This window comes from Micromonospora sp. AKA38 (assembly GCF_027925725.1).
Classification (GTDB): Bacteria; Actinomycetota; Actinomycetes; order Mycobacteriales; family Micromonosporaceae; genus Micromonospora.
This window is the reverse complement of sequence record NZ_BNEI01000004.1, coordinates 414,566-424,939: the sequence shown is the minus strand read 5'-3', so window position 1 is coordinate 424,939 and position 10,374 is coordinate 414,566. Positions and strand designations below refer to the sequence as shown.

The 10,374-nt window shown below is 76.2% G+C and carries 7 protein-coding genes; 1 reads left to right on the top strand and 6 read right to left on the bottom strand.

Annotated elements, in window-relative coordinates:
• Window positions 1–26: 26 nt before the first annotated feature.
• The 6 genes from TPA0908_RS17195 to TPA0908_RS17170 all read right to left on the bottom strand — a co-directional run bounded on the left by TPA0908_RS17195 (window position 27) and on the right by TPA0908_RS17170 (window position 9,448).
• Window positions 27–2,378 carry a non-ribosomal peptide synthetase gene (locus TPA0908_RS17195; protein WP_281939153.1) on the bottom strand — a complete coding sequence of 784 codons (2,352 nt, stop codon included), beginning with the start codon at window positions 2,376–2,378 and terminating at the stop codon, window positions 27–29.
• The gene (locus TPA0908_RS17190; protein WP_281939150.1) at window positions 2,375–3,736 is read right to left on the bottom strand and encodes a DUF6002 family protein; all 1,362 of its coding nucleotides are present in this window, start codon (window positions 3,734–3,736) and stop codon (window positions 2,375–2,377) included. The genes TPA0908_RS17195 and TPA0908_RS17190 overlap by 4 nt, the downstream gene beginning before the upstream one ends.
• Complete coding sequence (locus TPA0908_RS17185) at window positions 3,727–4,896, bottom strand: potassium transporter TrkA (RefSeq protein ID WP_281939148.1); 1,170 nt, start codon at window positions 4,894–4,896, stop codon at window positions 3,727–3,729. Before TPA0908_RS17185 ends, TPA0908_RS17190 begins: the two co-directional genes overlap by 10 nt.
• A complete protein-coding gene (locus TPA0908_RS17180; RefSeq protein WP_281939339.1) occupies window positions 4,877–7,501 on the bottom strand; it encodes an amino acid adenylation domain-containing protein in 2,625 nt (874 codons plus the stop codon). The genes TPA0908_RS17185 and TPA0908_RS17180 overlap by 20 nt, the downstream gene beginning before the upstream one ends.
• Window positions 7,502–7,506: 5 nt before the next feature.
• On the bottom strand, window positions 7,507–8,514 hold the full coding sequence (locus tag TPA0908_RS17175) for a class I SAM-dependent methyltransferase (protein ID WP_281939146.1): 1,008 nt from the start codon (window positions 8,512–8,514) through the stop codon (window positions 7,507–7,509).
• Between the two features lie 142 nt (window positions 8,515–8,656).
• Window positions 8,657–9,448, bottom strand: a complete 792-nt coding sequence (locus tag TPA0908_RS17170) for a thioesterase II family protein (protein WP_281939144.1) — start codon at window positions 9,446–9,448, stop codon at window positions 8,657–8,659.
• A 104-nt stretch (window positions 9,449–9,552) separates the two neighbouring features.
• On the opposite strand from TPA0908_RS17170, the gene TPA0908_RS17165 reads away from it, so the two are divergent.
• Window positions 9,553–10,356 carry a DUF1206 domain-containing protein gene (locus TPA0908_RS17165; RefSeq protein ID WP_281939143.1) on the top strand — a complete coding sequence of 268 codons (804 nt, stop codon included), beginning with the start codon at window positions 9,553–9,555 and terminating at the stop codon, window positions 10,354–10,356.
• Window positions 10,357–10,374: the final 18 nt, after the last annotated feature.

The window sequence follows — 10,374 nt, the reverse complement described above, 5'->3', positions numbered from 1 at the left end:
ACTCCGCTGCGCTGCGTTCCTCACGCTCACGGTTCGCCCTCCCCCGGGTCGCCGCCCCGCGCGGCCCGGCGCCGCGCCATCCGGCGGCCGACCGCCGCCAGGCGGCCGTCCTCCGGCAGGTCGACCGCGCTTCCCGCCGTCAGGTGCGCGGCCAGCGACGCCACCGTCGGGAACTCCACCAGCCGGGCCAGCGGCACCCGCCGCCCGAGCTGGTCCTCCAGGTGCTTCTGCACCAGGGCGAGCTGGAGCGAGTGGCCGCCCGCGGCGAAGAAGTTCACCCGCCGGTCCACGGTGGGCAGTCCCAGCACCGCGCGCCAGCCCGCCGCGATGGTCTCCTCGACCGGCCCCGACGGCGGCCCACCGGTCGGACCCTCGGCCTCCGCGTCCGGGTCGGGCAGGGCGGCCGGGTCGAGCTTGCCGGTCGGGCCGGTCGGCAGGTCCGCCACCGGCACCACGGCCCGGGGCACCATGAAGTCCGGCAGCACCGCCGCCAGCCGCTCCCGCAGCTCCGCCGGCCGCAGGTCCGCCCCGGCCGGCACGACGTACCCGATGATCTCCTGCTCGCCGGCGCCGGCCGCGCCACGCCGTGCCACCACGGCCGCCCGGCCCACCCCGGGCAGCCCGGCCAGGTGGGCCTCGACCTCACCCAGCTCCACCCGGTAACCGCGGATCTTCACCATCCGGTCGCTGCGGCTCAGGAAGACAAGCGTCCCGTCGGGCAGCCGCCGGGCGACGTCCCCGGTCCGGTACGCCCGCACCCCGTCGTGCTCGGTGAACCGGGCCGCCGTCAGCTCCGGCAGCCCCAGGTAACCGAGCGCGACGTGCGGGGTGCGCACGACGACCTCGCCGGTCCGGCAGGTGGGGCGCCCGGCCGGGTCGGTCAGCACCACCTCGACGCCCGGCAGCGGGTGCCCGATCGGCACCACGGCCCGCTCCGGTCGGGCGTCGGGCGGCAGGTGGTGCTGCGTGGCGAAGCTGATCTCGGTGGTGCCGTACCCGTTGACGAACACCGCACCCGGCGCGAACGACCGCCGGGCCAGCGTCACGTCGTGCCGGGTGACCTCCTCGCCGCCGAGCAGGACCGCCCGGACCGACGGCAGCCGCCCGCCGTCGCCCAGGCTCGCCACCAGGTAGCGGTAGACGGTGGGGGTGGAGTGGTAGACCGTGACGCCCCGGTCGGCGAGCGCGCCGGCCAGGTGACCGAGGCCGTGCGCCCGCACGTCGACGGGGACGGCGGCGGCGCCGGACAGCAGCGCGGCGAACGTGTCGGTGACCGCCATGTCGTAGCCGAACGAGGTGAGCACGCTGGTGCGGTCGTCCGGCCGGACGGCGAAGTTGCGCACGTGGTTGCGGATGCCGAACAGCACGTTGCGGTGGCTCTGCACCACCCCCTTGGGCCGCCCGGTCGAACCGGAGGTGTAGAGCACGTACGCCGGGTCGTCCGGCCGCGCCGGGCCGGGCGGCACCGGCCGGCCGGACCCGGGAACGCCCGGTCGCAGCGGCACCACGGGCAGCGCCGGCAGCCCGGCGTCGGCGGCCAGCGTGGCGGCGAGCCGCGCGTGTGCGGAGTCGGTGACGACGGCCCGTACCCCGGCGTCGCGCATCATGCCGGCCAGCCGGACGGTCGGGAACACGGGGTCCAGCGGCACGTACGCCGACCCGGACGCCAGCGCCGCGAGGATCCCGGTGATCGTGGCGACCCCGTGGCGGCACAGCACCGCCACCGGCGCGGGCGGCGTCGCGGGGTCGCCCGGCCCGGTCAGCGCCGCCGCGGTCGCGGTCACCGCCGCGCCGAGGTCGCGGTAGGTCACCGTCGCGTCGTCGGCCAACACCGCCATCCGGTCCGGGTGCGCGGCGACCACCGCGGCGAACGCGGCGGGGATCGTCTCCCCGCGTACGGCGTCGGCCTCGGTGCCGTCGCCGCCGTGCAGCCGGCCCAGGTCGGGCGCCGGACGCCGCTCGTAGCGGGCCGCACGCAGCACGTCGGCCGACGACGCGTCCGGGTCGAGCGCGGACAGAAGCTCCACCAGGTCGGCGTGCAGGTCGTCGGCGTAGTCGTCGGGCAGGCCGGTCAGCGTGCCGGCACGCAGGTCGGGGTCGATCCGGACGACCGCGTCGGGGATGACGCCGGGCGGCGCCGGGCGCAGCGCGCGCCACAGCTGAAGGATCGGGGCGTCGACGGTCAGGTCCAGCGTCACCGGCTCGTCGCCGTGGCCCAGCGTGACCACCTGGGCGCCGGTGTACCGACGGACCAGCAGCGCGGTCGCGGTGAGGACCACGGTGGCCGGCTCGACCCCGGCGGTCCGGGCCCGCGCGACGAGCCGCGCGGCCGGCCCGGCGGGCAGGCCGAGCGGGTGGGCGGCCGGCGTCGGGCTCACCGCCGGCCCACGACGGCCGCCGCGACGTCGGCGACGGTGGACACCTCGGCGTCCGCGTCGGCGACGGTGAAGTCGTCGGCGTAGCTGCCGGTGCCGTGCACCACGATGTCGTGTCCGGCCGGCACCAGGCCCCGGTCGACGGCGTTGCAGACGCCGGTCAGCGCCATCACGATGGACCACTCCCGCAGTCGTCCGGGCTCGGCCGGCAGCACGAGCCCGGCGTCGGCCAGCCGTCCCCGGGCCGCCGGGTAGCGCTTGACGCACTCGCGCCGCGACACCACGATGCCGTCGCCGCCGTGCCTGTCGATCAGCGCGTTCATCGCCGGGGAGGTCACCGGACGGTGGGTGTAGAAGGTCGGGTCGAGCACCTCGGCCGGGTCGTCGGTGACGGCCGGGAAGCGCGGGTCCTTGTCCTGCGTCCAGGCGTCCAGGCTCTCGTCGCGGGTCCAGGTCGGGACGTTGTCCCGCGCGAACGAGCCGTGGCGCAGGCTGAGCACCATGTCGGGCGTGCCGAGGTGCTGCACGAGCAGGAAACCGGGACGGTCGTCCGGGTCGGCCCGGCCGGCCGCCTCCAGCACGTCGCGGCCGAGGTTGTAGCCGAGCAGACCGAACGCGCTGGAGACGGCGTGGGCGTGCCAGCGGGCGGGGGCCCCGCCGGTCGGGGCGACATCGGCCTCGAATGCGGCCCGGGCCGCGTCGGCCACCAGGTAGTTCTTCAGGTCCAGCGTGTACCAGAGCGTGACGCCCTGCTCGTCGTGCAGCCGGGCGGCGTACGCGTCGACGAACGCGCGGCCGAGCGCCTTCACGCCCTCCGGGTCGTCGCCGGTGTAGCGCAGCAGCGGGTTGAGCCGGCGGGCGACCGGGTCGGCGGCGAGCGCGTCGTGGCGGAACTTGTGCCGGGTCGCCCGCGGCGCGAGCACCACGATGGCGAGTTGCTCGGGCGTGACCAGCCCGGCCGCGTACGCGCGGGCCACCGCGTCGCGCAGCGCGACACCCTTGTTGGCGGAGGTCGGGGTGACGATGCGCAGCCGGGCTCCGGTACGCCGGATGTGTTCCACCGCGCGGGCGACGATCACCAGGGACGCGAACGTCTTGGTGGTCCGGGTGCCCGGGTTGCCGGTCAGGTCGAGCAGGTGAAGGCGGTGACCGCCGTACTCACCGAGCGGGGCCCAGCGCACCGTGGCGGCGGCGTAGAAGTCGCGCACGGCCGGGGTCAGCTCGGGCAGGTCGAAGCCGGGCGCGAAGCCGGGCGTGCCGGCGGCGTCGCCGGGGACCGCGCCGCACCGCCGCACCGCCGAGGCGATGACGTCCTGGTAGTCGGTGATCAGGTTGCGGGTGGTCGGGGCGGTCACGGACATCGGGCTTCCTCCCACACACTCCGGACACGGGCCGGCGCCGGCGGCACCGTTCGCAGGTGGTCACGCAGGGCGGCGAACCGGGCGAAGACGTCCGGCAGCTCGCCGGCGTGCCAACCGCCGGCCAGGTCCGGCCGGTACGCCGCCAGCGCCGCCCGGGCCCGCTCCGGGTAACGCACGTGGCCGTCGTCGACCTCGACGCCGTCCCGGCGCCCGGCGGCGGTGTTCCAGGCCGACGCGTGCGCCACGTCGACGCCGGCCGGCAGGCGCAGTTCGGCCCGGCCGTCGCGCAGTCGGACCGGATAGCCGCCCGGCAGGCCCAGCGGACCGGGCAGGTTCGCCACCACCTCGTCCACCCCGGCGGCCAGCGCCGCCACCACGGCGGCCCCGGCGTGCCCGGCCAGCGCGTTCAGCTCCGGGCGGGGCAGGGCGCGGTAGCCGGCGAGCAGCCTCGTGACGTCCGGGACCTCCCGGCCGTCCAGCCAGGCGCGCACCTCGGCGGTGTCGTCGGCGGCGGCCGGTTCGGGTGCCGCGAGGTGGGCGTGGTGGCCGAGCACGGCCAACCGCCGGGGCCCGGGGCCGCCCAGCGCGGCGTCCAGGCAGGCGGCCAGCGTCGCCACGTTGCCGATGCCGCAGAGCACCGGCCGGCCCGCCGCGGCCAGCAGCGGGTTGACCGCATCGGGGAAGGCGGCGTTCACCAGCGACGCGTCCGGCGCGCCGGCGGCCAGCGCGGCGGCCAGCCGGGACACCAGCTCGGCCTGCAACGCCAACGTCACCCCGAACCCGGCGGCGGTGACCAGTTCCGTCCAGGCCGACGGCGCGTGCGTCCGCTCGTACGGCGACTGGGCCGACGCGGCGCAGACCAGCACGTCGGGCCGGAGCCGGGCCATCGACGCGGCGTCGGCGGCGTACCCGGTCCCGGGGTCGGTGGTGGACGGGGTGAACGGCCGGGCGGCGAACCCGACGGCGGTGCCGGCGACCGTGGCCCGCACCTGCGCGCCCCGGGCCAGCCGGTCCGCCGCGCCCGGGTCGCGGGCCAGCACGGTCACCCGGAGCCGGACGGGGGTGTGGATCGCGGCCAGGGAGTCGCAGAGCGCGCGGGCGAGCCGCCCGCCGCCCACCACGACGACGTGCCGGGACGCGTCACCGGGCGGCGCGGACATCGCGTCCCCCGTCGGTGACCCGGGTCAGCCAGTCGGCGAACGACCCGGCGCGCAGGCAGCCCGCCGGGCTGACCTCCAGGCCGGCCATCTCGCGCACCCGCACCGCCACCCGCAGCGCGGTCAGCGAGTGCCCGCCGAGGGCGAGGAAGTTGTCGTCGTCGTGGACCGCGTCGACGCCGAGCGTGACCCGCCACGCCTCGCGCAGCCGGTCGGTGAGCACGCCGCCCGGTTCGGCGGCGAGGTCCGCCCGCGGCCGGGGTGGCGGCGGCAGCTCCCGCCGCGCCACCTTGCCGTTGGGCAGCCGGGGCAGGTCGTCGACGAGGACGATCTGGTCCGGGCGCATCGCCGACGGCAGCGCCGACGCCAGGTAGCCCTGGAGCTGGGCGGTGGTCAGCATCTGGTCGGCGGGCTCGGCCCAGGGCGACCCGGCCGGCGGCTGCTCCCCCGACCGCACCGCGTAGAGGTAGCTGACGTCGGCGTCGGCGCCGACGTTCCAGTCGCCGATCTCGTGCACCGTGAACCCGGCCGCCGACAGCAGCTCCCGCGCCGGTGGCGCGGTGACGCTGCTGCGCTCGACCTCCAGGCACACCTGGCGGACGCGAGGCCAGTGCTCCGGGCGCACCCCGCGCAGCACGCTCAACTCGGCGCCCTCCACGTTGACCTTCAGCAGGTCGACCCGGTCGAGCGCGAACCGGTCCAACAGCTCGGACAGGGTCACCGTCGCCACGACGTGCGCCACCGGGGTCAGCCGGCGGCGCGCGTCCGCCAGCAGCGCGGCCCGTTCGGCGTCGTCGGCGGCGGCGCCGCCGTGCCGGTAGTGCGACCGGACCAGCTCCGACGCCGCCCCGGCCCGGTCGGCGCCGAGGCCGGACAGGTAGCTCAGCTCCGGAAACGAGATCAGCTCGGCGGTGCCGGCGACGTCGGTCACCGCCGCCTCGACGACGGACGCCGACGCGGCGTAGAGGCCGAGGTTTGCCCGCAGGTACGGCAGCGTGTCCGGATTCGGTTCGACCGCGACCAGGCGTACGTCGCGGGCCTGCCGGGTCGCCCAGAGCGCGAACAGGCCGATGTTTGCGCCCACGTCGACGACGACCGCGCCGTCACCGAGGCGGACGCCGAACCGGGAGTACTCCGCGTGGTCGAAGATCTGCCGGAAGAGGAAGACCGCCTCGTCGGGCGAGGCGGCGGTCACCGCCATGCCGTTGGGCAGCCGGAACCGGGGCAGCCCACCGACCGTCGGGGCGCGTCTCGGCCGGGGCACGACGTAGCCGACCAGGCGCGGCCCGGCGTCGGCGTCGGGCACGGTCACCACCACCGCGTCGTGCACCGCGGGATGCTCGCGCAGCACGGCCGCGACCTCGCCCGGTTCCACCCGCACGCCCCGGACCTTGACCTGGTCGTCGACCCGGCCCCGGAACTCCAGGAACCCCTGCGGCGCGACCCGCACCAGGTCGCCGGTGCGGTAGAGCCGGCCGCCCGGCCGCTCCGGGTCGGGCCGGAAGCGTGCCGCGGTGAGCGCGTCGTCGCCCAGATAGCCCAGGCCGACCGCCACCCCTCCGAGCCACAGCTCACCGGTGTCCCCGTCGGCGACCGGCCGGCCCTCCTCGTCGCGCACGTGGGCGACCACGCCGTCGACGAGCCGGCCGATCGGGGCGATGCTGCCCGCGTACGGCTCCGCGCAGTCCCAGTAGGACACGTTGATCGAGGTCTCGCTCGGGCCGTACCCGTTGAACAGCCCGCACGGCAGCACCTCCCGCAGCCGCCGGACCAGCCGCATGTCGAGCGCCTCGCCGCCGCACAGCACCCGCCGCAGCGTCCCGCAGCCGGCGAACTCCGGCTCGTCCAGCACGTGCCGCAGCATGGTCGGCACGAAGTGCGCGGTGGTGACCGCCTCCCGCCGGATCAGCCGGACCAGGCCGAGGCTGTCGAACGGCAGCCCCGGACCGGCGACGACCACGACGCCGCCGGCGACCAGCGGGGCGAAGATCTCGTGCACCGACGCGTCGAACCCGATCGACGCCTTGTGCAGCACCCGGTCCTCGGCGGTGAAGCCGAACCGGTCGTGGCCCCAGGCCAGCCGGTTGACCAGCCCGGCGTGGTGCAACACCACCCCCTTCGGCCGGCCGGTGGAACCCGAGGTGAACAACACCAGCGCGGCCTGTTCCGCGGGCGGCGCCCAGCCCGCGCGGTCCGGCGGGTCGAGGCCTGCCCCCACCCCGGCGGTACGCACGTCGCGCCAGAGAGTGCCCGCCGGTACGGCCACCGTCGCGGGCCGGTCCGCGTGGAGCACGACGCGCGGGGCGGCCAGGGCGAGCATCTGCTCGGCCCGGCCGGAGGGCAGCTCGGGATCGACCGGGACCGCGACCGCGCCCGACCCGAGCGTCCCCAGCAGCGCCGTCACGTAGTCGGCGGACCGGTGCAGGTGCAGGCCGACCCGGTCGCCCGGCCGGACGCCGGCCCGGCGCAGCAGTTCCGTCGTCGCGTCGGCCCGCTCCCACAGTCGCGCGTAGCTCAGCTCGCCGTCGGGGGCGACGACCGCGATCCGGTCGGCGTCCGGGCCGGTGGGCCGGTGCACCAGATCGGGTAGGTAGCGCGGATCGGACATGCTGGTCACGCCGTCCTGGTCGCGGTCGCGACGATCGCCATCCGGGGCACCTCGGCGACGAACTGCCCGTCGGCCCGGTAGACCACCGGCCGGACCGGGATGCCGTCCCGACCGCCGATCGCGGTCAGGTAGCCGGTGTGGTCGAAGTGGTGGGTGAGCAACCGCCACACCGCGTCGTCGCCGATCGTGGTGAAGAAGTCCCGGACGCCGTACATGTCGCCGACGTAGTCGCGCATCCCGGCGTACGCGGCCCGCTCGGTGTCGGCGCGCACGATCAGCGGGTCGTACAGGTCGACGACGCGCACCGGCAGGCCGGCGTCGGCGAACAGGCCGGCCAGCTCCGCGCGGGTGAAGTGCCGGTAGTCGTGGCCGCCGGCGGCGTGCGGATGCACCACCTCGGCGAAGAACCCGGCCATCGGGCTGGACTCGTCGAAGTCGTGCAGCACGATCCGGCCGCCGGGGCGGACCACCCGGGCCGCCTCCGCCACCGCCGGTGGCCGCCGGTGCGCCGGGATGTGGTGGGTGCCGTACGCCAGCAGCACCGCGTCCACGCTGCCGTCGCGCAGGAAGAGGAAGTGCGCGGCCTGGCGGACGGCGGGCAGGCCGTGCGCGAGCGCCCGGTCGACCATGTGGCCGGACACGTCACCGGTGACGAACGCCAGTTTGGACTCGAAGCAGGCGGACTGGCCGCTCGCGGCGCGGGCCACGGTGCCGTCGCCGCCGAGCACGTCCAGGATCAGGGTGACCGGCTCGGCGTCCGCCGGGGTGGCCAGCTCCAGCAGCTGCCGCATCCCGGTCCAGCGCACCAGCGTGTCGCGCTGGGCCCGGCGGTACGAGTCACCCCGGCCGGTGGAGTCGGTGTCGAACTCGCTCACCGTGGCGGCCAGTTCGGCCAGCGCCTCGGCCGCGCCCGGCCGCCCGAAGTCGAGCATCCCGCGCAGGTGGGGGTGGAGTGTCGCCACCGCGTGCAGGTAGTCGCGCAGGACCAGGGACGGCAGGTACGGCCGGCTCATCAGCACCTCGGCGCGCGCTACGGTGTGCCGCCTCGGCAGCGGCGTTCCTCGACGAAGGAATGGCGAACTCTAGCACCGCGTCTCGTCGATCCACCATGTCCGCCGGCCGGCATCGTGGAAGCCCCCGAGCACCGGTGGGTCCTTACCTGTCCTTTGTCGCGGAATGCGCCGGAGCGGTGTGACAGGTGACGATGCGTCGCATCAGGTCCAGGATCGCCGACCGGTGCTCGGCCAGGAAGAAGTGCCCCCCGGCGTACACGTGGACCCGCGGCGGGGCCGCGCAGTCCCGCGCCCACCCGGCCGCCCGGTCCGGGTCGACGTGCTCGTCGCGGTCGCCGAGCAGCACGTGCACCGGCAGCTCCAGCGGCGGTTCGGGACGGTAGGCGTACCGCTCGGACAGGGCGAAGTCGGCCCGGACCCCCGGCAGGATCAGCTCCATCAGCTCCCGGTCGGCCAGCAGCGCGGCCGACGTGACCCCGAAGTCGCGCAGCGCCTCGATCAGGTCGGTGTCGTCGAGCTCGTGGCAGCGCCGCGCGACCCGCCGGGTCTGCGGCCCCTCGGCGCCGCTGACCAGCAACGCCAGCGGATCGGGGCCGCCCCGGCGACGCAGCTCCCGGGTCACCTCGAACGCCACCAGCGCGCCCAGGCTGTGCCCGAACAGCAGGAACGGGCCCGACGCCCGCTCGGTGACCGCCGTCGTCAGCTCCGCCACCAGCTCGGTCAGATCGTCGACGGGCGGTTCGTGCAACCGGACCCCCCGGGCCGGCAGCTGCGCGACCCGCACCGACAGCTCCGGCGGGGCCGCCTCCTGCCAGGGGGTGAACGACGCGGCGATGCCACCGGCGTACGGGAAGACGAACACCTCGGCCCCGCCGCCCGTCCCGGTCGCCGACTCGAACCAGCGGTCCGCGCCGCCCGCGCTCCCCAGGGACATGACCACGAGCATAGACACGACCGCATCGCCGCCGGGTGTGCCGCCGCGGACGGCCTCGCCCTCGCCCACGTTTCGCCGGAGCCGCTACGGGTGAATGTCGACGCATGTCATCGCTGTCCTCGCGGGCTCGCGGCACCGTCTCCCGCGCCGCCGACAATCCCACGCTGGAACGTCTCACCCGGGCCGGCTTCGTCGGCTACGGCATTCTGCACCTGCTCTTCGCCTGGGTGGTCGTCCGGGTGGCCTCGGGCGGCCCGGCCGCCGACGGCGACCAGTCGGGCGCCATGCAGGAGATCGCCGACGAGCCGTTCGGCCTGGTGCTCGTCGTGGCGATCGTCGTCGGGCTGGTGGCCATGGCGGTCTGGCAGGTGCTGGAGATGCTCCGGGAGCGCCGGCCGACCGAGCGGCTGGCGTCGGCCGGCCGGGCCGCGTTCTACCTCTACCTCGCGTTCAGCGGAGTGAAGGTGGCGCGCGGCAAGAAGTCGTCAAGCGCCGACACCCAGCAGGACACCGCCGAGGGCCTGCTCGCGTCGAGCGGCGGACGGCTCACCGTCCTCGTGGCGGGACTGGTCCTGGCCGGGCTCGGGGGATGGTTGGCGTTCGTCGGAGTCACCGGGCGCTTCGAGAAGCACCTGCGGGTCGGCGAGATGGCGGCGGCGACCCGACGGCTGGTGCGCCGGCTCGGCACGGCGGGTTTCGTGGCCAAGGGGCTGGCGTACGGGATCGCCGGGGTGCTGTTCGTCCTGGCGGCGTGGCGGTACGAGCCGGACCGGGCGCGCGGGCTCGACGCGGCGCTGCGGACGCTGGCCGGCGAGCCCTACGGCACCGCGCTGCTCCTCGTGGTCGCGGCCGGGTTCGCGGCGTACGGGCTGTTCGCGGTGACCGAGGCGCGCTTCCGCAAGGTGTGAGCCGGGGCGCGCGCCGGA

Coding starts and splice junctions, on each gene's coding strand:
- TPA0908_RS17180 (WP_281939339.1), bottom strand. CDS start 7,501: ATGTCCGATCCGCGCTACCTACCCGATCTGGTGCACCGGCCCACCGGC.
- TPA0908_RS17190 (WP_281939150.1), bottom strand. CDS start 3,736: ATGTCCGTGACCGCCCCGACCACCCGCAACCTGATCACCGACTACCAG.
- TPA0908_RS17165 (WP_281939143.1), top strand. CDS start 9,553: ATGTCATCGCTGTCCTCGCGGGCTCGCGGCACCGTCTCCCGCGCCGCC.
- TPA0908_RS17185 (WP_281939148.1), bottom strand. CDS start 4,896: ATGTCCGCGCCGCCCGGTGACGCGTCCCGGCACGTCGTCGTGGTGGGC.
- TPA0908_RS17175 (WP_281939146.1), bottom strand. CDS start 8,514: ATGAGCCGGCCGTACCTGCCGTCCCTGGTCCTGCGCGACTACCTGCAC.
- TPA0908_RS17170 (WP_281939144.1), bottom strand. CDS start 9,448: ATGTCCCTGGGGAGCGCGGGCGGCGCGGACCGCTGGTTCGAGTCGGCG.